This window comes from Microbacterium kunmingense, from assembly GCF_023155745.1.
Taxonomy (GTDB): domain Bacteria; phylum Actinomycetota; class Actinomycetes; order Actinomycetales; family Microbacteriaceae; genus Microbacterium; species Microbacterium kunmingense.
In genome coordinates, this window is sequence record NZ_JAKNUS010000004.1 from 223,223 (window position 1) to 242,747 (window position 19,525).

19 protein-coding genes are annotated in these 19,525 nt (G+C 70.6%); 11 read left to right on the plus strand and 8 right to left on the minus strand.

Annotated features, from left to right (window positions below; genetic code table 11):
* The first annotated feature begins 89 nt into the window (after positions 1-89).
* From MA875_RS07960 to MA875_RS07970, 3 genes are all read left to right on the plus strand, one after another.
* Positions 90-1,103, plus strand: a complete 1,014-nt coding sequence (locus tag MA875_RS07960; protein ID WP_248241594.1) for a LacI family DNA-binding transcriptional regulator — start codon at positions 90-92, stop codon at positions 1,101-1,103.
* 101 nt (positions 1,104-1,204) lie between these two features.
* Positions 1,205-4,534 carry an endo-1,4-beta-xylanase gene (locus tag MA875_RS07965; RefSeq protein WP_248241595.1) on the plus strand — a complete coding sequence of 1,110 codons (3,330 nt, stop codon included), beginning with the start codon at positions 1,205-1,207 and terminating at the stop codon, positions 4,532-4,534.
* 62 nt (positions 4,535-4,596) lie between these two features.
* Positions 4,597-5,820: an ROK family transcriptional regulator gene (locus MA875_RS07970; RefSeq protein ID WP_248241596.1), complete on the plus strand. Its 1,224-nt coding sequence runs from the start codon at positions 4,597-4,599 to the stop codon at positions 5,818-5,820.
* Here MA875_RS07970 and MA875_RS07975 read toward each other — a convergent pair.
* Positions 5,789-6,790, minus strand: coding sequence for a LacI family DNA-binding transcriptional regulator (locus tag MA875_RS07975; RefSeq protein WP_248241597.1), 1,002 nt, complete (start codon positions 6,788-6,790; stop codon positions 5,789-5,791). The two genes, MA875_RS07970 and MA875_RS07975, sit on opposite strands and share 32 nt — an antisense overlap.
* Positions 6,791-6,949: 159 nt before the next feature.
* On the opposite strand from MA875_RS07975, the gene MA875_RS07980 reads away from it, so the two are divergent.
* The 6 genes from MA875_RS07980 (at position 6,950) to MA875_RS08005 (ending at position 13,131) form a co-directional block, all read left to right on the plus strand.
* Positions 6,950-8,239, plus strand: coding sequence for an ABC transporter substrate-binding protein (locus tag MA875_RS07980; RefSeq protein ID WP_248241598.1), 1,290 nt, complete (start codon positions 6,950-6,952; stop codon positions 8,237-8,239).
* Between the two features lies 1 nt (position 8,240).
* A complete protein-coding gene (locus MA875_RS07985) occupies positions 8,241-9,254 on the plus strand; it encodes a carbohydrate ABC transporter permease (RefSeq protein ID WP_372492547.1) in 1,014 nt (337 codons plus the stop codon).
* Positions 9,251-10,132, plus strand: coding sequence for a carbohydrate ABC transporter permease (locus MA875_RS07990; protein WP_372492548.1), 882 nt, complete (start codon positions 9,251-9,253; stop codon positions 10,130-10,132). Before MA875_RS07985 ends, MA875_RS07990 begins: the two co-directional genes overlap by 4 nt.
* 34 nt (positions 10,133-10,166) lie before the next feature.
* On the plus strand, positions 10,167-12,509 hold the full coding sequence (locus MA875_RS07995; RefSeq protein ID WP_504915094.1) for a beta-xylosidase/alpha-l-arabinosidase: 2,343 nt from the start codon (positions 10,167-10,169) through the stop codon (positions 12,507-12,509).
* A 118-nt stretch (positions 12,510-12,627) separates the two neighbouring features.
* Complete coding sequence (locus MA875_RS08000; protein WP_248241600.1) at positions 12,628-12,765, plus strand: hypothetical protein; 138 nt, start codon at positions 12,628-12,630, stop codon at positions 12,763-12,765.
* Positions 12,766-12,771: 6 nt separating this feature from the next.
* The gene (locus MA875_RS08005) at positions 12,772-13,131 is read left to right on the plus strand and encodes a DUF7882 family protein (protein ID WP_248241601.1); all 360 of its coding nucleotides are present in this window, start codon (positions 12,772-12,774) and stop codon (positions 13,129-13,131) included.
* 221 nt (positions 13,132-13,352) lie between these two features.
* Here the strand turns inward: MA875_RS08005 and MA875_RS08010 are convergent, their stop codons facing one another.
* The 3 genes from MA875_RS08010 to MA875_RS08020 all read right to left on the minus strand — a co-directional run bounded on the left by MA875_RS08010 (position 13,353) and on the right by MA875_RS08020 (position 14,988).
* Complete coding sequence (locus tag MA875_RS08010; protein WP_248241602.1) at positions 13,353-13,694, minus strand: DUF7882 family protein; 342 nt, start codon at positions 13,692-13,694, stop codon at positions 13,353-13,355.
* A 48-nt stretch (positions 13,695-13,742) separates the two neighbouring features.
* Entirely contained in the window at positions 13,743-14,603 is an 861-nt protein-coding gene (locus MA875_RS08015) for an SDR family oxidoreductase (protein WP_248241603.1), read from the minus strand.
* A gap of 91 nt (positions 14,604-14,694) precedes the next feature.
* A complete protein-coding gene (locus MA875_RS08020) occupies positions 14,695-14,988 on the minus strand; it encodes a hypothetical protein (RefSeq protein ID WP_248241604.1) in 294 nt (97 codons plus the stop codon).
* A 185-nt stretch (positions 14,989-15,173) separates the two neighbouring features.
* On the opposite strand from MA875_RS08020, the gene MA875_RS08025 reads away from it, so the two are divergent.
* Together MA875_RS08025 and MA875_RS08030 are read left to right on the plus strand one after the other, a co-directional pair.
* On the plus strand, positions 15,174-15,608 hold the full coding sequence (locus tag MA875_RS08025) for a hypothetical protein (protein WP_248241605.1): 435 nt from the start codon (positions 15,174-15,176) through the stop codon (positions 15,606-15,608).
* Positions 15,608-16,063: a CinA family protein gene (locus tag MA875_RS08030; RefSeq protein ID WP_248241606.1), complete on the plus strand. Its 456-nt coding sequence runs from the start codon at positions 15,608-15,610 to the stop codon at positions 16,061-16,063. Before MA875_RS08025 ends, MA875_RS08030 begins: the two co-directional genes overlap by 1 nt.
* A 107-nt stretch (positions 16,064-16,170) precedes the next feature.
* Here the strand turns inward: MA875_RS08030 and MA875_RS08035 are convergent, their stop codons facing one another.
* The 4 genes from MA875_RS08035 to MA875_RS08050 form a co-directional block, all read right to left on the minus strand.
* The gene (locus tag MA875_RS08035) at positions 16,171-17,130 is read right to left on the minus strand and encodes a glycosyltransferase family 2 protein (protein WP_248241607.1); all 960 of its coding nucleotides are present in this window, start codon (positions 17,128-17,130) and stop codon (positions 16,171-16,173) included.
* Positions 17,131-17,219: 89 nt separating this feature from the next.
* Complete coding sequence (locus tag MA875_RS17775; RefSeq protein WP_248241608.1) at positions 17,220-17,519, minus strand: LPXTG cell wall anchor domain-containing protein; 300 nt, start codon at positions 17,517-17,519, stop codon at positions 17,220-17,222.
* Complete coding sequence (locus MA875_RS08045; protein ID WP_248241609.1) at positions 17,516-18,703, minus strand: DUF916 domain-containing protein; 1,188 nt, start codon at positions 18,701-18,703, stop codon at positions 17,516-17,518. The genes MA875_RS17775 and MA875_RS08045 overlap by 4 nt, the downstream gene beginning before the upstream one ends.
* Positions 18,704-18,822: 119 nt before the next feature.
* Positions 18,823-19,458, minus strand: coding sequence for a hypothetical protein (locus MA875_RS08050; RefSeq protein ID WP_248241610.1), 636 nt, complete (start codon positions 19,456-19,458; stop codon positions 18,823-18,825).
* Positions 19,459-19,525: the final 67 nt, after the last annotated feature.

A 19,525-nucleotide genomic window follows, 5' to 3' on the forward strand; every position in this document is an offset into this window, starting at 1 on the left:
GTTAACAACCTATACCAGATCGGATGCCACGTCCACACCGTGAACACCACGTCGCCGCAGCTCCGAAACTTTCGCAATACACTCCTGACATGGCGGACACCACGAGAGTAACGCTGGCCCAGTTGGCCGAGGAGGCCGGCGTCTCGATCGCGACGATGTCGAAGGTCCTCAACGGCCGGACGGATGTCGCGTCTTCGACCCGGGCGCGGATCGAGCAGCTCCTGGCCGAGCACGGCTACACCCGCCGCACCGGCAACCGCCGCGGCGAGTACGTCGAGCTCGTCCTCCACGAGCTCGAGCCGAGCTGGTCGACCGACCTCATCACCGGCGTCGAGACGGTCGCGGCCGAGGCAGGATTGTCGACGGTGCTCACCCTCAGCGGCGACCGCCACGCCCCCGGCGACGAGTGGATCGACGGCGTCCTGCGTCGGAGCCCCGCCGCCGTCATCCTCGTCTTCTCCGACCTCGCACCCGCCCACCGCGACAAGCTCAAGCGCCGCGGCATCCCGTTCGTCATCGTCGATCCGTCGGGAGATCCGGCCGCCGACGTGCCCGCCGTCGGATCGGCGAACTGGACCGGCGGCCTCGTCGCCACCCGGCACCTCATCGAGCTCGGGCACCGGCGGATCGCCGCCATCACCGGGCCCGCGGACGCGATGTGCTCGCACGCCCGGCTCGACGGATACCGCTCGGCCATGAACGCCGCGGGCCTTCCCGTCGACGCGAACTGGGTCCGTTTCGGTGACTTCCACCCCTCCGGCGGTGAGACCTGGGCGCGTCAGCTGCTCGCCCTCCCCGACCGCCCGACGGCCATCTTCGCCGGCAGCGACCTGCAGGCGATCGGCGTCATCGCCGCGGCGCGCGGCGCCGGGCTGGAGGTGCCGACCGACCTCTCGGTCGTCGGCTACGACGACATCGCGCTCGCCCGGTGGTTCAGCCCGCAGCTGACCACGGTTCACCAGCCGCTTCGCCGCATGGGCGAGGAGGCGACCCGCCTGGCACTCCGACTCGGTGAGGGCGGCCAGCCCGAGACGTTCCGAATGGACCTCGCGACGCACCTCGTGGTGCGCGAAAGCACGGCTCCGGCACCGCTCGAAACTTAAGTGGAGAGTTTCGTAACGTTTTCGTGAGGAAGACCCTCACCGCTCTGTTGCGCACATAGGTTTGCGAGCACGACAAAACCCCCGCGCAAAGGAGCGTATTCGTGAGACGACATCGTGCTCGATCCGCTGCGGCCGCCGTCCTGGCAGCCGCCGCACTGATCGTCGCCCCCCTGTCAGCCGCCTCCGCGGCCGACACCGTCATCACCTCGATCGACTTCGAGGACGGCACGACCGGCGATTGGATCGCCAGCGGAGGAGGTGAGAACACACTCTCCGTGGTCGAGCTCGACGGCTCGCAGGTCCTTCAGGTCGCGGACCGCGCCGACGACTTCACCGGCATCCAGAGCCCCGCCGGGATCTTCGAGGCGGGAACGACCTACAGCGTCTCCGCGCGCATCAAACTGGCCGAAGGCACAGCCGACCAGTCGGCGCGCTTCGTGATGAAGCCGACCTACACGTGGATCGGGCCGACCACCGCCACCGCCGAGGACTGGACGACCATCAGCGGCGAGTACACCGTTGCGGACGACGCCGATCTGCCCGGCCTCCAGCTCTACATCGGCACGGGCGGCGCCGACTCGGGAACGTTCACCTACTACCTCGACGACCTGGTCGTGACGGCCCTCGACACCGAGCCGACCGATCCCACCGACCCGACCGACCCGGGCACCCCGCCGGTGGTGGGTCCGACCGCGCTCTCGAACGACTTCGAGGAGGGCCTGGGCGGCTGGGTTCCGCGCGACAGCGGCAGCGGCGCTCCGACCGTGACGCTCACCACCGACGACGCTCAGCAGGGCAACCAGTCGGCGGCGCTGACGGGTCGCACCTCGCAGGGATCGGGCTTCGGCCACGACATCGCCGAGCTTCAGGCCAACACCACCTACGAGGTGACCGCCTGGGTGCGCTTCGGGGAAGGTCAGCCGACGAGTCCGGTCTGGCTGAGCCTGCAGCGCGACTACCAGGGTGCGACGACGTTCTCGACGCTGGCGCAGTTCGCGAACGTCACCAACTCGGGGTGGACCCAGGTGCGGGCATCCTTCCCGCTCCAGGCGTTCGACACGGGTCTGCTCTACTTCGAGACCGACTACAACGGCACGAACACCTCCGACCTGTACTTCGATGACATCCAGGTGAGCGTGCCCGAGCCGGGCGAGATCCAGGACCTCACGCCGCTGCAGGACACCCTCGACGTTCCGGTGGGCGTGGCGATCGACAGCCGGGAGACGACAGGCGTCGCCTCGGAGCTGCTTCTGCGTCACTTCGACCAGATCACGGGCGAGAACTACATGAAGCCCGAGGCCTGGTACGACGCGAACGGCCAGTTCCGCGCGAACCCCGAAGCGGTCGCGCTGATGGACTTCGCCGAGGCCAACGACCTCGCGGTCTACGGCCACGTGCTGGTGTGGCACAGCCAGACCCCGGCCTTCTTCTTCCAGGCGGCCGACGGCTCACCGCTGACCACGAGTGACGCGGACAAGCAGATCCTCCGCGACCGCCTCCGCGAGCACATCTTCAACGTCGCCGAGTGGCTCGCCACCGAGTACGGCGAGTTCGGCGGCACCAACCCGCTGAACGCATGGGACGTCGTGAACGAGGTCGTCTCCGACGGCTCCGAGTACGCCGATGGCCTGCGCCGCAGCGAGTGGTACCGCATCCTCGGCGAGGAGTTCATCGACCTGTCGTTCCAGTACGCCGATGAGGCGTTCAACGAGGTCTACGCCGCCGACGGCGTCGACCGGCCGGTGACGCTCTTCATCAACGACTACAACACCGAGCAGTCGGGCAAGCAGGGGCGTTACCTCGCGCTCGTCGAGCGGCTCCTCGCGCGCGGCGTGCCGATCGACGGTGTGGGACACCAGTTCCACGTGAGCCTGGCGATGCCGGTCTCGGCCCTGGAGCAGGCGATCCGCACCTTCGCCGATCTGCCCGTCACGCAGGTGGTCACCGAGCTGGACGTCACCACGGGGACACCCGTCAGCGAAGCGCTCCTGATCGAGCAGGGCTACTACTACCGCGACGCGTTCCGCGTGTTCCGCGAGAACATCGACGAGCTCTACAGCGTGACCGTGTGGGGTCTCACCGACGGCCGCAGCTGGCGCTCGGCGAACGGCGCACCACTGCTCTTCGACGATGCCTACCAGGGCAAGCCCGCGTTCTTCGGCGCCGTCGATGAGGAACTGCCCGCCCGCCAACGCAGCGCGTTCGTGTTCGGCGGCTCCGTGCCGGTCGACGACGCGGCACCGACCGCGGCCGAGTGGGACCGTCTGCCGCTGCTGCCGATCGAGCAGAGCGGTGCCTTCCAGCTGCGCTGGGAGCCCGGCACCCTCACCGCGTTCGTCGAGGTGACGGATGGATCGATGGATGACGCCGACGGCGTCCGCTTCACCGTGGGCGACCAGGAGTACGTCGTGGGCCGCGACGGCGAGGGCGACGTGAGCGCTTCGGTCACCGAGACCGACACCGGCTACCGGATCGTGGCGGCGCTGCCCCTGGGTGACGCGGCGCTCGGCGACGTGGTCCGCTTCGACGCGCGCATCGCCGACGGCGACGCCTCCGCCGGGTGGAACACCGCCGGCGAGCTCGGAAACCTCACGCTCGTCGAGCCGCTGTCGTTCGTCGAGGTCGTCGAGGCGGTCGATGCGCCGACGATCGACGGCGCGGTGGATGACGCGTGGGCCGCCGCGAACGCCGTCACCACCGACCGTCAGGTCGAGGGGACGGGCGGCGCGACCGCGTCGGTGCGGACCCTCTGGCAGGACAACGCCCTGTTCGTCCTGGCCGAGGTGGCCGACCCGGTGGTGGATGTCTCGGGTTCGGACCCCTGGATCCAGGACTCGGTGGAGATCTACGTCGACGCCGGCAACGTCAAGAACGGCTCGTACCGCTACGACGACACCCAGATCCGCATCAGCGCGGCCGGTGCGGTGTCGTTCGGAACCGGCGACGAGGCGTTCCAGCGCAATCGTGTGGAGTCCCAGGTCGCCACCGTCGACGGCGGCTATGTCGTCGAGGCTCGCATCAGCCTGCTCGACTCGGGCGGTGAGGGGACGTTCCATGGTCTGGACTTCCAGGTCAACGACGCCTCCGACGGTGCGCGCACCGGCATCCGCAACTGGGCCGATCCGACCGGCGCCGGCTACCAGTCCACGGCCCGCTGGGGCGTGGGAGAGCTGGTCGCCGCGGAGGGCACGACGCCCACCGCGCCCGGTGGGCCCACCACCCCGACCGAGCCGGGCACGCCCGGTGAGCCGGGTACGCCGACCACGCCGCCCGCGAACGGCGGCTCGGACGGCGGCGCGTCGGGCGACCCGCGCAACCCGCTGGCCTCGACCGGTGGCGGCCTGCCGTTCGGCCTGGGCCTGGCGGGCCTGCTCGCCCTCCTCGCCGGCGCCATCCTCGTGCAGCGGCGAAGGGAGCGGATGCAGGGCTGAGACGCACCACGGTGCCCCGCGTCCCTCCGGGCGCGGGGCACCGTCCTCTCTACACTGGAGCGATGAGTCTGGTCGGGCCCGGCGGGCGGCAGCGGAACCTGTCGACGATCCTGACGCTCCTGCACCGCACCGGCCCCCTGTCGCGAGCGAGCCTCACCGAGGCCACCAGGCTGAATCGCTCGACCATCGCCGACCTCGTCGGCGAGCTGGTGCGACGCGGACTCGTCACCGAACGTGCTCCCGACCCCGCCCGCCGGGTGGGTCGTCCTTCTCCGATCGTCGCAGTCTCGCCGCGGGTCGTCGCGATCGCCGTGAACCCCGAGGTCGACGCGATCACGCTCGCCGCGGTCCGCCTCGACCAGACCACCGTGACCCGCGAGCGTCACGAGGTCGATCGGCCGCCCACTCCCGAGGAGACCGCCTCTCTCCTCGCTGCGCGCCTCGAGGCCTGGCGCGCCGACGAGCTCGCCGACGCCGCGATCGTCGGCATCGGCCTCGCGGTTCCGGGCCTTGTTCGTGCCTCCGATGGCCTGGTGCGCGATGCGCCGCACCTCTTCTGGCGCGACGTGCCCCTGGGCGACCTCGTCGCCGAGGCGACCGGGCTCCGCACCCGCGTCGCCAACGACGCCAGTCTCGGCGCGATGGCCGAGCACCTCTTCGGCGCGGCGCGCGGCGTGAACGACGTCGTGTACCTCAACGGCGGCGCGAGCGGCATCGGTGGCGGCCTCATCGTCGAAGGCGTCGCTGTGGGCGGTGCGGGCGGGTACGCCGGCGAGTTCGGCCAGAACCGCCCGGGCATCGCCGACGGAGCCGACCGGCTCGCCGACGGCGGAGTGCTCGAGGACGAGGTGAGCAGGTCGCGGCTGCTGACCGCCGTGGGTCTCGATTCCGCCGATGAGCCCACCCTCGCCGCAGCCCTCGCCGACCCGCCCGATCCCGATGCCCGCGCCGCCGTCGCGGCGGAGGTCGCGCGACAGCGTCGCATCCTGTCCACGGCCCTTGCGAACGCCGTGAACGTCTTGAACCCCTCCGTCGTCGTGCTCGGCGGGTTCCTCGCGACGATCGCCGACGTGGACGTCGACGACCTCCTCGCGCGCGTGCGCGCGCAGGCGATGCCGGCCGCGACGGAGGACCTGCAGCTGCGTCTGGCCTCGCTCGCCGAGGATCGCCTGCTGATCGGGGCGGCCGAGATCGTCTTCGACGGTGTCCTCGCCGATCCGTCGAGCGCCCCCGAGCTCCCCGAGCGGGCCGCGGTCAGCGCGGCGGCGGCGCCGTCGTCCCCCTGACGACCAGGCGGGTCGCCAGGCCCACATGCGTGGCGTCGAGCGTGTCGCCGTTCATGAGCGTCACGAGCATCCCCGCGGCGGTGGCGCCCAGTCCTTGCATCGGCTGCCGCACCGTCGTCAGCGAGACCGGCCCCTGCGTGGCGTCGGGGATGTCGTCGAAGCCGATCACCGACAGGTCCTGCGGAATTCGCAGGCCCATCCCGGCCGCGACATCGATGAGTGCGAGCGCCGACAGGTCGTTCGCCGCGAAGACGGCGGTCGGCGGACGGTCCTGGCTGAGCAGCCCGCGCGCCTGGTCGCGCACGACGTCGGGCTGGTACATGCCGACCCGTACGAGCGAAGGGTCGTAGGCCACGCCCGCATCCGACAGCGCGCGCCGGTACCCGGCATCGCGCAGGATGGATGACCGCAGGTCGGGGCGCCCCGCGATGAAGCCGATGCGACGGTGACCCAGCTCCAGCAGATACCTGGTGGCCTCGCGGGCACCGGCGAAGCTGTCGGACTCGACCGTCGGAAGGTCGGCCCGGCCGGTGTGGGGGTCGACCGCGACGATCGGCACCTCGGCGCTCGCCCCGACGACGGTCGGGGTGACCATGATCACCCCGTCGATGAGGGTGCCGCTCAGGCGGCTGAGCGAACGGCGCTCCCACCCCTCGCCGTTCTGCTGGCGGGATCCGCTGTAGGCCAGCAGGTCGTAGTGCGTGTCGCGAAGAGCTCGCCCGACGCCCTTCATGATCTCGGCGCTGAACGGCTCGAAGTCCGCCACGAGCACGCCGATGACGCCCGTGCGGCGCGACCGCATGCTCGAGGCGACGAGGCTCGACTCGTACCCGAGCTCGGCGACGACCTGTAGCACGCGCTCGACGGTGTCGGGCGCGACGCCGTAGCGCCCGTTCACGGCTTTGGAGACCGTCGCGGCCGAGACGCCCGCGGCTCGGGCGACGTCGGTGATGGTCGGACGGGATGCCATGAAGGGGATACTAGCGCCATTGAAACTGTTTTCGAAAACGTTTGACACATTTCTCTCCATTCCGAAGACTGGACGCCGTCCGGGTCCCGACAGCAGCCCGGAATTCGCAGCACCTCGAGGACCGAGAGTGCACCTCAAGGAAGAGAACAGGTGAATCACATGAAAGCCAGCAGAATCACAGCGGGCGCAGTGTCACTGCTCGCCGGCGCGCTCGTGCTGAGTGCGTGCTCCGGCGGAGGCGGCGGCGAGTCCGCCGACGGCAGCGTGCAGATGACCCTCTGGCAGAACTCCACCACCGGCCCCGGCCAGGAGTTCTGGACGAACGCCATCGAGGCGTTCGAGGAGGAGAACCCGGGCGTCACCATCGAGATGCAGTCCGTGCAGAACGAAGACCTCGACGGTCTGCTGCAGACCGCGCTGAACGCGGGTGACCCGCCGGACATCTTCCTCCAGCGCGGCGGCGGCAAGATGGCCGACATGGTCAACGCCGGTCAGCTCAAAGACCTCACCGACCTGATCTCCGACGACGTGCGCGCCGAGATCCCCGAGGGCTCCTTCGCCGCCGAGACCTACCAGGACTCGGTGTGGGCCATGCCGCTCTCCGTGCTCCCCGGTGGCTTCTGGTACAGCGAGGACGCCTTCGCCGCGGCCGGGATCGAGGAGACCCCGACCTCGATCGCCGACCTCGAGTCGGCTGTCGAGGCGATCAAGGGCACCGGCATCGCGCCGATCGCGCTCGGCGCGCAGGACGCCTGGCCGGCGGCCCACTGGTACTACTTCTTCGCCCTCCGCGAGTGCAGCCCCGAGGTGATCGAGGAGACCGGCGACTCGAAGGACTTCAGCGACGAGTGCTGGATGCGCGCCGCCGAGAACCTCCAGGACTTCGCCGCGATCGAGCCCTTCAACGAGGGCTTCCTGACCACTCCCGCCCAGCAGGGCGCCGGGTCGTCGGCGGGGCTCCTCGCCAACCGTCAGGCCGCGATGGAGCTGATGGGCGCCTGGAACCCGGGTGTCATCGCCTCCCTCACGCCCGACGAGCAGCCGCTGCCCGACCTCGCCTGGTTCCCCTTCCCCGAGATCGAGGGTGGCGAGGGTGAGCCCGGTTCGATGATGGGTGGTGTCGACGGGTACTCGTGCGCCGCGGACGCGCCCGACGAGTGCGCCGACTTCCTGAACTTCATCGCCAGCGCCGAGCAGCAGCAGCTCTACTACGAGGCCTTCCAGTCGCCCCCGGTCAACACCGTGGCGCAGGAAGCGGTCACCGAGCCCTACCTGCAGCAGATCCTCGAGGCGTACAACAGCGCCCCGTTCGTCTCGCAGTGGCTCGACACCGTCCTCGGCCAGAACGTCGGCAACGCGCTGAACGTCGCGGTGGTCGACATGCTCGCGGGCAACAGCGACCCCGAGCAGTTCATCCAGTCGGTCAACACGGCGGGTGCGCAGGGCTGACATGACCGTTCGCGAGATGTCCGCCACGGACTCCGATCTCGCGCAGCACGACGGGGGCGGCGCCACGCCGCCCCCGTCCGTGCGGCGGGACAAGAGCCGTCCGCGCAGCCTGGGCTGGTCCGGCCGCCTCGAAGTCCTCCTCATGGTGGGGCCCGCCGTCGTCTTCTTCGTCGGCTTCGTCATCCTCCCCGTGGTGATGGCGGCCTACTACGGGTTCTTCCGCTGGTCGGGTTTTGGTCCCGCCACCGACTTCGTCGGCCTGCAGAACTACTTCGTCATCTTCAGTGACCCGAACTTCCAGGCAGCGCTCGGTCACAACGCCTTCATCGTCATCGCCTCCCTCGTCATGCAGGGACCGGTCGCGCTGCTGCTGGCGCTGCTGCTGAACCGCAAGATGCGCGGGCAGTCGGTGATCCGGGTGCTCATCTTCGTGCCCTACGTGATCGCCGAGGTGGTCGTCGGCACCGGCTTCAGCCTGCTGCTGGCCACCCGCGGGGCGCTGAACGGCTTCCTCGAGAACGTCGGCCTCGGCTTCCTCGCCGCCGACTGGCTCTCCGACCCCGCGATCGCCATCTGGACGCTGATGGCGATCCTCACCTGGAAGTACGTCGGCTTCGCGGTCATCCTCTTCCTCGCCGGCCTGCAGTCAATCCCCGAGGAGCTGTACGAGGCCGCCGCGATCGACGGTGCGTCGTACTGGCAGATCCAGCGGCGGATCACCCTGCCGCTGCTCGGACCGACCGTGCGCATCTGGGCGTTCCTGTCGATCATCGGAGCGCTGCAGCTGTTCGACCTCGTCTACATCATCTGGGGTCAGTACGTCGCATCCGTGGCGGGCACCAACACCATGGCGATCTACATGGTCGCCACCGGTCGCAACGCCGGCAACTTCGGCTACGGCAACGCCGTCGCCGTCGTCATCTTCCTCATCTCGCTGGCCGTCGCCCTGATCTACCAGCGCTACGTGCTGCGGCGCGACACCGCCGGCGCGATCACCGAAAGGGGTGCCGGATGAGCACCATGACCATCACCACCCGCGTCGCCGGTCGACGAAGCAAAGGTGCGCCGGCGAAGAAGCTCCCCTGGGGTCCGCCGAGCGTCTATTTCATCGCCCTCGTCATCATCGGGATGATGCTGGGTCCGGTGCTCTACATCATCATCGGCGGATTCCGCAGCAACTCCGAGATCACGGTCAATCCCGCGGGCCTTCCCACCGAGTGGCGCTGGGAGAACTACGCCAGCGTCTTGGCGGCCCCGCAGTTCTGGACGCAGGTCGGCAACTCCACGCTCGTGGGCCTGGCGACCACGTTCGGCGCCGTCGCGCTCGGGCTCATGGCCAGCTACGTCATCGCCCGCTACAGATTCCGCGGTCGCGGCGCGCTCTACGCGCTCTTCGCCGCCGGGCTGATGTTCCCGATCACCGTCGCGATCACGCCGCTGTACATCGTCATCCGGAACCTCGGCCTGATGAACAGCCTGCCCGGCGTCATCCTCCCGCAGATCGCGTTCGCGCTGCCGGTGACGATCATCATCCTGGTGCCGTTCCTGCGCGCCATCCCCGACGAGATCCAGGAGGCCGCCTACATCGACGGCTGCGGTCGGCTGTCGTTCTTCTGGCGGATGGTCCTGCCACTGTCGATCCCGGGCGTCATCACCGTGGCGATCCTGACGTTCATCGGCAGCTGGAACGCGTACCTCCTCCCCCTGTTCATCCTCAACAACGAGGCGGCGTTCACCCTGCCGCTGGGTGTGCAGCAGTTCTCCTCGCAGTACTCCGTCGACACCGCGCGGGTGCTGGCGTTCACGTCCCTGTCCATGCTCCCGGCGCTGATCTTCTTCAGCCTGTTCGAGCGTCGCATCGTCGGCGGCCTCACCGGCGCCGTCAAGGGCTGACGCCTCCTCCCTCGTCGACATCGAAGAAAGCAGCATCGTGACACTCTCCCCTGCCCTCTCGGCATCCGAACGCGTTTTGGGCCTGGTCCACCGCATGACCCTCGAGGAGAAGCTCGGCCAGCTCGTCGGCTTCTGGATCGACCAGGGCGATGAGGTGGTCGCTCCCCTCGCGGGCGAGATGAAGACCTCGACCCGGTTCGAGGACGCGATCGTGCATGGAATCGGGCACTTCACGCGGGTCTACGGCACCCGCCCGGTCGATCCGATCGCGCGGGCCGAGTGGCTGTGGAACGAGCAGCGCCGGCTGCAGCGCGAGACCCGCCTGGGGATCCCCGCGCTCGTGCACGAGGAGTGTCTCACCGGTCTCGCGGCCTGGCAGGCGGCCACCTTCCCCACACCGCTGGCGTGGGGCGCGGCCTTCGATCCCGACCTCGTCGCCGAGATGGGCCGCCTCATCGGCGGGTCGATGCGCGAGCTCGGCATCCACCAGGGCCTGGCGCCGGTGCTCGACGTCATCCGCGATCCGCGGTGGGGACGGGTCGACGAGTGCATCGCCGAAGACCCCTACGTCGTCGGCACCATCGGAACGGCCTATGTGCGGGGGCTGCAGGATGCGGGCGTGCACGCCACCCTGAAGCACTTCGTCGGCTACTCCGGCTCGCAGGCCGGGCGCAACCACGCGCCCGTGCACGCGGGACCCCGCGAGATGGCGGACGTCTTCCTGCCGCCGTTCGAGATGGCGGTCCGTGACGGCGGCGTGCGCTCGGTGATGAACTCCTACGCCGAGATCGACGGGGTGCCCGTCGCGGCATCCCGCGAATACCTCACCGAGCTCCTGCGCGACCGATGGGGCTTCGACGGGGTCGTCGTCGCCGACTACTTCGCCGTGGCCTTCCTCCAGACGATGCACCAGATCGCCGCCGACCCCGGTGAGGCAGCGCAGCTCGCGCTCGAGGCCGGCATCGACGTCGAGCTGCCCACCCTGGACGCCTACCCCGCCCTGATCGAGCGGGTGCGGGCGGGCCTCCTCGACGAGGCGGTGATCGACCGGGCGGTGACCCGCGTCCTCTCGCAGAAGGAGGAGCTGGGTCTGCTCGACGCCGACTTCGACAGCCCGCCCCGTCAGATCGACCTCGACAGCCCGGCGCACCGCCGCGTCGCGCGCCGGCTCGCCGAGGAGGGCACGGTGCTGTTGACCAATGACGGGATGCTGCCGCTCGGCCCCGAAGCGCGTCGGATCGCCGTGCTCGGGCCCAACGCCGACAGCGCGGAGGCCCTCATGGGCTGCTACTCGTTCGCCAACCACGTGCTCGCGCACCACCCCGGCACCGAGATGGGATTCGAGATCCCGACGGTGCTCGAGGCCCTGCGCGCCGCATTGCCCGAAGCCGAGATCCGCCACGAGGCGGGATGCGACGTCGAGGGCGACGACCGGTCGCGCATCGCCGCCGCGGCAGAGCTGGCGGCGGGAAGCGACGTCGCCGTCGTCGTCGTGGGCGACCGCGCGGGCCTCTTCGGCCGCGGCACCGTCGGCGAGGGCAACGACGTCGAGTCGCTCGATCTCCCGGGCCTGCAGCGCGAGCTCGTCGAGGCGATCGTCGCCACCGGCACCCCCGTGGTGATGGTGCTCCTCACCGGCCGCCCCTACGCGATCGCCTGGGCCGTCGAGGGCGCACACGCCCCCGCCGCCGTGGTGCAGTCGTTCTTCCCCGGCGAAGAGGGCGGCACGGCACTCGCCGCGATCCTCACCGGTGCGGTCAACCCGTCGGGCAGGCTTCCGGTCTCGCTCCCCCGCGCCGCCGGCGCCCAGCCCTACAGCTACCTGCACCCTCTCCTGGGCGGCCCCTCCGACGTCACGAGCACCTCCAATGCGCCGGTGCTGCCCTTCGGACACGGGCTCGCGTACACGACGTTCCGACACGAGGACCTCACCGTTCCCCCGTCGGTGGGAGCGGGCGAGACCTTCACGGCGACCGTCACGGTGCGCAACGACGGCGAGCGCAGCGGCACCGATGTGGTGCAGCTGTACGCCCACGACCCGGTCGCCTCGGTCACACGCCCCCAGGCCCAGCTGCTCGCCTACCAGCGGGTGACCCTCGAGCCCGGCGCGTCGGCGACGGTGTCGTTCGAGGTCCCGACCCAGCGATTGGCTTTCAGCGGGCGCGACCTCACCCGCATCGTCGAGCCCGGTGCCGTGCAGCTCTGGGTCGGCGCCTCCGTCGCCGAGCGCGAGACGACGGCCGCGCTCGAGCTCACCGGAGCGGTGCACGTCGTCGGCGCGGGCGACCCGCGGATCGCGACCGCCCGGGTCACGCAGGCTCCGGCTCCCGCGTCGAGCGACGGCGTCGCGGCCCCGGTGCCTGCGACCGTGCGCTGATAGACGTTTCGCCGCCGCCCGTCACGCGCGGGCGCGCGGTATACCCGACGCGTCGGGTCGTCAACCCACTGGGCTGACGACCCGGTTCGGCGCAGGGTGGAGCGTGAAGGAGGTTGCCATGACTTTCGCTGCACTCCCTCTTCCCGAGGAGACACCCGGCTCCACCCCCGCCGAGCCCGTCGTGCCGACACCGGACGAACCGACGGCGCCCCACCCGGCGGAGCCCAACCCGCTCCTTCCCCCGGAACGGGGCTGATCCGCCATGGGAACGATCTACTACGGCGGGTCGGCGACCCCGATCCACATCGAGGATCGGGCCCTGTCCCATCTGAAGGTCGTCATCGCCACCAAGCTCCGCCGAGACGAGAGCTTCACGGTGTCGTGGCGGCATCCGGATGAGGAGCCCACCGGACGCAGCACGATCTGGCTGCATCCGTCCATTCCGCTGCGCTTCGTCTTCGATGAACCCGAGCCCCCGGCGATCAGCCGGGCGTGGATCGACGAGCTGGTCGGCTCGGCCAACGCCAGCGGCGGGATCACCCTGATCGCCGAGCACATGGACGCGTCCGCATCCGGCGAGAACGCGCCCGTACACATCGCCGAGCTCCGCGCCCTGCGCTGAGCCGCTTCGCTCCTCCGCCGCGGCACGTGTCCGCGAGCCGTGTCCGTGTCTGCGAGCCGGTGTCCGTGTCCGCGAGCCGTCGACCGTGACCGCGAGCCGTCAGAAAATGCGGTCCTGATGCTGCGGACGCAGCGTCCATCGACGGGTCGCGGTCACTTGCCACGCGTCAGGCCGCCCCGAGGCGGCTCGACGCGCGTGCGGGTCAGGTGCCCGCGTGCGGGTCAGCTCAGGCCGCGCGGAGCAGACCCCGGGCTCGGCGGGTTCTCCTCCTCCGCCGGCTCGGGCGTGATGCTGAGGCCGTTCGGGCCGCTCGCGGCGAGCATGAGCTCCTCGATCCACAGGCGGTTGATCCGCGGACTGCGGCTTCCGAAGAAGTGGAACTGCATCGGCACCGACGGGTGCATCCAGAAGCTCCGCCGTCCGCTGCCGTCGCCGATCTCGACGTCGAACATGAACGACTCGGATCTGCGGAGCTTGTTCATCACGACGATGCGCAGATGGGCGAGGGTGCGATCCTCGATGTCAACCGAATTCGCCATCGTGTCGTAGATGAACCTGCCCATAGGGAAATCCTAGTCAGTTCGGCGTCCTGATCGGGGGCGAAGCCGCCGCTAGAGCGGCTTGCCGCCGGTGACGGCGAGGACGGCGCCCGAGGTGTACGACGCGTCGTCCGACGCCAGATAGACGTAGGCTCCCGCGAGCTCCGCGGGCTGACCGGCGCGTCCGAGCGGGGTATCGGAACCGAACGAGGTCAGCTTCTCCTCGTCGAATCCGGTCGCCGGGATGAGGGGTGTCCAGATCGGCCCCGGAGCGACGGCGTTCACCCGGATGCCCCGTTCGCCCACCTCTTGGGCGAGTGCTTTCACGAACGCCACCTGCGCGGCCTTCGTCATCGCGTAGTCGATGAGCCCGGGCGAAGGCTGGAACGCCTGCACCGACGAGGTGACGATGATCGACGCGCCCGCCGTCAGTCGCGGCAGGGCTGCGCGGGCGGTGAAGACGAGCGCATAGAGGTTGGTGCGGAACACGCGATCGAACTCCGCGGTCGACAGCGTCGCGAGGCTGTCGCGATCAGCCTGGTACGCGGCGTTCAGCACGACGATGTCGAGACCGCCCATGCGGCCGATCGCGTCGTCGACGATGCGGGTCGCGAACTCCTCCTCGCGCAGATCGCCGAGAAGCGCCGCGCCGGTGCGGCCGGCGTCCTCGACGAGCGCGACGGTGGCCGCGGCATCCTGCTCCTCCTCCGGCATCGCCGTGATGACGACGTCGGCACCCTCCCGCGCGAAAGCGATCGCGACGGCGCGTCCGATGCCGGAGTCACCGCCGGTGATGAGGGCACGCCTTCCCGCCAGACGGCCCGACCCCGTGTAGCCGCCCTCCCCGTGATCGGGTTCGGGGCGCATCTCCCCGGTCTGCCCGGGCTGCTCCTGGCCCTGGGGAGGGAACGTCTGCTCGGCGTCATCCGACATGGCGGCTCCTTCGATCGACGGACGATGACGCCTCGAGGATCGTCGCGGATCCGCGCGGGGGCGAGGGGGTTGACAGCCGGATGCCGCGGGCTCACCCGCGCGCGGGCGGGCGATGCGGGATCGGCACCGGCCGGCGAGGCCCGCCGCTGCGGGGCGAGAGCACGTCGGCCGCCGTGCGGACCACATCATCGAGTCGATCGAAGCGGCGAGGGGCGCGGATGCCGTGACGCCAGATCACGTCGACACCGAAGACGGCGCGCGTGGCGATCGCGATCACCGCCCGGGGGTCATCGTCAGGAAGCGACCGATCGCACAGCTGCCACGCGTCTGCGGACACCGGCACGAAGACGAGGAATCGATCACTGACGTTGTACATCGCACTCACCCGATCCGATCGTGCGCCGCCGCACGGGTCGGCGCCCAGGCCCTTGACAGAACGGATTCGCGTGATCTCGATAGTCCGCTCCGCCGACGCCGTCAACCGGGTACGAATCGTTGCGTAGTGCGCCAGGGTGGACACAGCAGCGGTATCGTCCACCGACGACCCCGGGCCCGGGAAGGGAACACCACATGACCACGAACCAGCCGCACGACGACGACCAGGCGGCATCCGTCAGCCCGACGCCCGCGGGGGGCGGCGGTGCCGACTCGGGTGCGGCGCCGGCCGTCGTCCCGGAGGGCACGGGTTCCGCAGACGCCGAGGCGTCGAGCCAGAACGACATCGCCGGCGTCGGCCCCCGCGGCGGAGAATCCGACGACGTCGCCACCCAGGACGCCCCCCTGGAGGATCAGAACGCCACGACGCTGAGCGAAGAGGTGCGCGGGATCCTGGTGCAGACCCGGGCCGACATCCAGCTCGGCAACGCGCGGGAGGACCAGCTTCGCGACATCCTGTCGCGCCGTCTGCGCGACGCCGGACTCGATGACGACGTCGACCTCGACGCCCTGGTCCGCGAGGTGCAGACCCCTGCGGACGACGACACCGCGCCGGGCGTCCACCCCTGATGGACGTCGTCGAGGCGCTGGCGGAGCGCGCGCAGGAACGCGGGGCACGACTGGCCGTGGCCGAGTCCCTCACCTGCGGCCTGCTGGCCTCGACGATCGGCGGGGGCGCGTCGGCGCAGGAATGGTTCGCCGGCGGCGTGGTCTGCTACGCCCTCGACGTGAAGGAGCGCCTTCTCGGGCTGGAACCCGGCACGGATCCGTGCTCGCCGCAGTGCGCCGAGCAGCTGGCCCGGGGGGTGCGCCGGCTCATCGTCGCCGACATCGCCGTGTCGGTGACGGGCGTCGGAGGTCCGGATCCCTCGGATGGACATCCTCCCGGCACCGTGTACGTGGGGTGGGCGGATGACACCGGCACCGGGCACCGCGCGCTGTCGCTCGACACTGACGATCCGGGCGAGGTGCTGGAGGCGAGCGTCGAGGCTGCGCTCGACGTCTTCCTCGACCGCCTCGCCTGACCGCGAGGGTGCACTCCCACCCGCCGAGGGTGCACTCCCTCCGCTAGGTCGTCGCGTCGGCAGGCGGAAGATCCTGGAGGTCGCTGCGGTCGCGGAGTGAGTCGCCGTCATCCACCGAAGCGGTGTCGGTCTCGTCCGCGGCGGGCGCGGGCTCGTGGGTCTGCGCGCCGTCGGCCGCGTCGGTCGGGTCGGAGGGGTGGTCTGGCGTCATGTCGCTCATGGACTCCACGGTTCCTGCGCCGGGCACGGGTCGACCCCGTTGACATCCGGGCGGCGGCGGGGAACGTTCGTCCCGTCGCTCGGGCGAGCGCGATACGCAGGACGCGGACCGGGGGGATCTTGCGCGGCCAGTGGATGAGAACCGTGTGGATGCCGCGGCGGAATAGCCGACGCATCGCCGACCGATCGGCGAACGGTCGCATCGACACTCCCATGGGAAGCCCGCGCACTCGACGGATGCGGTGACGCTCCCCGAGGTGGAAGGAGAGGTCGAGATCGTCGTGCACCTCGGGGTCGTCCCGGTGGACGAGAGGCGCGATCCGCACCCAGGCCTCGCGGCGGACGGCGAGGTTCGATCCCCACAGCGGCGTGTGACCGAGAGCCGGCCACAGTGTGGCGCGGTACGCGAAGAGGTAGACGCCAGCGAGGGGACGGCGGAGCCACTTCGGGCCGTCGACGAATTCGGCGCCACCCGTCGCGGCGGTGAGCAGGGGGTCCGCCTCGAAGGCTCGGACAATCCCCGCGACCCACGCCGGTCCGGGCCGGCAGTCGGCGTCCATGCGCGCGACGATGTCGCCGGTCGCGGCGTGGAAGGCGGCGGCGTTCGCCGCCGGTATTCCGCCGCCGGGCTCGCGCACCAGCCGCGCGCCGGCCTCCCGCGCGATCCGTTCGACCTCATCGACGGAGCCGGCGGCGGGGCGCCCATTGTCGAGCACCACGACCTCTGCGGGCGCCAGCGTCTGCGCCCCGAGCGCGGCCAGTGCGTGCCGGAGCTCCTCGGCGTCGTCCTTCACGGGGATGACGACGCTGATGCGCGGGCGGTTCGGGCGGGCGTTCGGAGAGGCCATCCGACGACCCTAGGGAGCGCCACCCGGTCACCGCGCGGGGTTTGACGCCGGGATCGATGATCAGGTAGTCGTCGCTTCGCGGCGCGATGTCAGCGCGCGCCGATCCGTCTCCGCCGGCGAGCGAGGAGCGCCGCGACGCCGGAGAGCAGCAACGCACCACCCAGCACGATCGCCGCCGTGGGATCCACGCCGGTCACCCCGAGCCCGTCAGGCACCGAGCCGCCCGAGCCGGGCGCGGCGGTGACGCCGGGAGTCGGCGTCACCGACGGGGTCGGAGTGACCGACGGTGTGGGCGTCGGCGACGGCGTCTCCGCCGGGGCGATGTCGACGAGGACATCGACCCCGCCCTCGCCGGGTGCGTCATCACCGACGCTGGTCGAGGCGATCACCTGAGGCTCCGTCGGGTCACTGATTCTCCTGGGGGTGAGGGGTCGATGATCGGGGGCGTCGTCGCCGTCGCGGAAGACTCGGCGAACGCGGGCTGCGCACTCGCGGCGTCGCGGGTGCGGGCGGCGGCGAATCCCTCCTCGCGGGCCGCGGCGACCGCCGCCGCAAGGCGGGCTCGGGAGCGGCGCCGACGCCAGAGGAGCGCCGCGAGGAGGAGGACGAGTCCGGTGAGGAGCACGAGCTGCGGAAGGGGAAGGGCCCACAGCGTCGCCGACGCGGCGCTGGGCTCGACCGGAAGGTCGGCTCCGGCGAAGTCGCGCGCGGAGGGCGCGAGGTCGACGGCCAGAGGCACGACGACCGTCGGCCAGACGCCGGCGAGGGCCAGCGTGATCGTGCGCGTCTCGCCGGGGAGGAGCTGCTGCACGGCTTCACCCGGGGCGGGGAAATCCGCCGCGGCCGTCCCCGCCGTCAGGGTGCCCTGGGCCTGCACGGCGGTGTTGCCGGAGTTGGTGACCTCGAACGACACCGTGGCTTCGCCGGGGCGGAACGGGTTCCACGACAGGTCGTAGGAGCCTGCCACCGACTGCACCGTCGCGGCGGGGGTGAGCTCTCCGGTGACGCGGGTGGTGATGCGGAATCCGACCCGGCTTTCGACGCCGACACCGGTGCCCGACGAGTCGGTGCCCGCCGACAGCACCGAGGCCGCGATACCGGCCGCGTGGTCGCCGGGCAGGGCGTCGTCGGGAACCGAGGTGGTGAACTCCACGACGGTCGTGCCGCCGGGTTCGACGGTGACCGAGTCGGGAAGGCTGATCCAGGTGCCCGCCAGGGTCGACGGCTCACTCGAGGGGAGCATCGTGAAGCGGCCGTTGTCGGAGTAGTACCCGTCGGCGGCGCTCAACGCGAAGGTGACGGGGATGGCGCTGAAGTTGCGGACCGCGAAGCGATCGGTGCGCGACTGGCCCGGATCGAGTTCCTGCTCGATCACACCGCGCTGATCGGGGCCGCTCTCGTCGGCGGGCGTGACCGCCCAGGTGATCTCGCCGTCATCGGCGGCCGTGGCGACGAGCGCCGGCGCGGCCGCGGCCGACGGCGCAGCGGCAACGCCCGACGCGAAGCCCGCGAGCACGACGCCCGAGAGCGTGATCGCCGCGATCATGCGGGCGCGCGTCATCCGTCGGCGCATCGTCGTACTCCTTCGCACGTCCGGGTGGTGGGGGATGACCGGAGAGGGTCGAGATCCGTGGGGAGATCTCGACCCCCTCCCCTGCCGATCAGGTCGTTCGGCAGGACGTCGGCCGCGGGTCAGCCGATGTCTTCGAACAGCGAGATGGTCAGCACCGAGGCATAGGCGCCCGGAGCGACATCCGCGTCCGTCTTGAGCGTCAGACCGGCGGTCGCCGACCACGAGGTGTTGCCCTCGTTGACGGCGTCCTCGGAGGTGAACGCCGAGTACAGCAGCTCGCCCTCGACCAGTCCGACATTGGCCTCGGGGCCGTCGTCGAGAACCGTGCCGATCGGGTCGCCCTCGGTGATGTACTCGTAATCGCCGAGCACCTCGGGGGTCCAGCCGAGATTCTCGGCCGGGATGTCCGGCTGGCCGTCCTGGCCGACGAAGTCGGTCACCTGGCCGTACACCGACCAGAAGGATCCGTCCGGGATGCTGTCGGGGTCGCGGGTGTCGCTGACGGTCACCTGGGGCAGCTGACCGTCGAACTGCCGGATGGTCGGGTCGCCCGACACCACCTCGGCGAGGCTCGTCGAGGTACCGCCGACGGTCAGGGTCAGCGCGCCGTCATCCGTCGATTCGATGTCGACCGTGACGTCGACGTCGCCGGTGTCGAGCTCATCGGCGATCGCAGCGCTCGCGCCGCCGGCCAGCAGGAGGCCACCGGCGGCTGCCACGGCGATCCGGGCCGAAAGGCCCTGGGGGAACTTCATCGTCTTGCTCCGTTCTTCGGGCGGCGGCTTCGCCGCCCGAGCAGATGTTACCGAGAACAACTCGCGA

Coding starts and splice junctions, on each gene's coding strand:
- MA875_RS07960 (WP_248241594.1), top strand. CDS start 90: ATGGCGGACACCACGAGAGTAACGCTGGCCCAGTTGGCCGAGGAGGCC.
- MA875_RS07970 (WP_248241596.1), top strand. CDS start 4,597: ATGAGTCTGGTCGGGCCCGGCGGGCGGCAGCGGAACCTGTCGACGATC.
- MA875_RS07975 (WP_248241597.1), bottom strand. CDS start 6,790: ATGGCATCCCGTCCGACCATCACCGACGTCGCCCGAGCCGCGGGCGTC.
- MA875_RS07980 (WP_248241598.1), top strand. CDS start 6,950: ATGAAAGCCAGCAGAATCACAGCGGGCGCAGTGTCACTGCTCGCCGGC.
- MA875_RS07985 (WP_372492547.1), top strand. CDS start 8,241: ATGACCGTTCGCGAGATGTCCGCCACGGACTCCGATCTCGCGCAGCAC.
- MA875_RS07990 (WP_372492548.1), top strand. CDS start 9,251: ATGAGCACCATGACCATCACCACCCGCGTCGCCGGTCGACGAAGCAAA.
- MA875_RS08000 (WP_248241600.1), top strand. CDS start 12,628: ATGACTTTCGCTGCACTCCCTCTTCCCGAGGAGACACCCGGCTCCACC.
- MA875_RS08005 (WP_248241601.1), top strand. CDS start 12,772: ATGGGAACGATCTACTACGGCGGGTCGGCGACCCCGATCCACATCGAG.
- MA875_RS08010 (WP_248241602.1), bottom strand. CDS start 13,694: ATGGGCAGGTTCATCTACGACACGATGGCGAATTCGGTTGACATCGAG.
- MA875_RS08015 (WP_248241603.1), bottom strand. CDS start 14,603: ATGTCGGATGACGCCGAGCAGACGTTCCCTCCCCAGGGCCAGGAGCAG.
- MA875_RS08025 (WP_248241605.1), top strand. CDS start 15,174: ATGACCACGAACCAGCCGCACGACGACGACCAGGCGGCATCCGTCAGC.
- MA875_RS08030 (WP_248241606.1), top strand. CDS start 15,608: ATGGACGTCGTCGAGGCGCTGGCGGAGCGCGCGCAGGAACGCGGGGCA.
- MA875_RS08035 (WP_248241607.1), bottom strand. CDS start 17,130: ATGGCCTCTCCGAACGCCCGCCCGAACCGCCCGCGCATCAGCGTCGTC.
- MA875_RS08045 (WP_248241609.1), bottom strand. CDS start 18,703: ATGCGCCGACGGATGACGCGCGCCCGCATGATCGCGGCGATCACGCTC.
- MA875_RS08050 (WP_248241610.1), bottom strand. CDS start 19,458: ATGAAGTTCCCCCAGGGCCTTTCGGCCCGGATCGCCGTGGCAGCCGCC.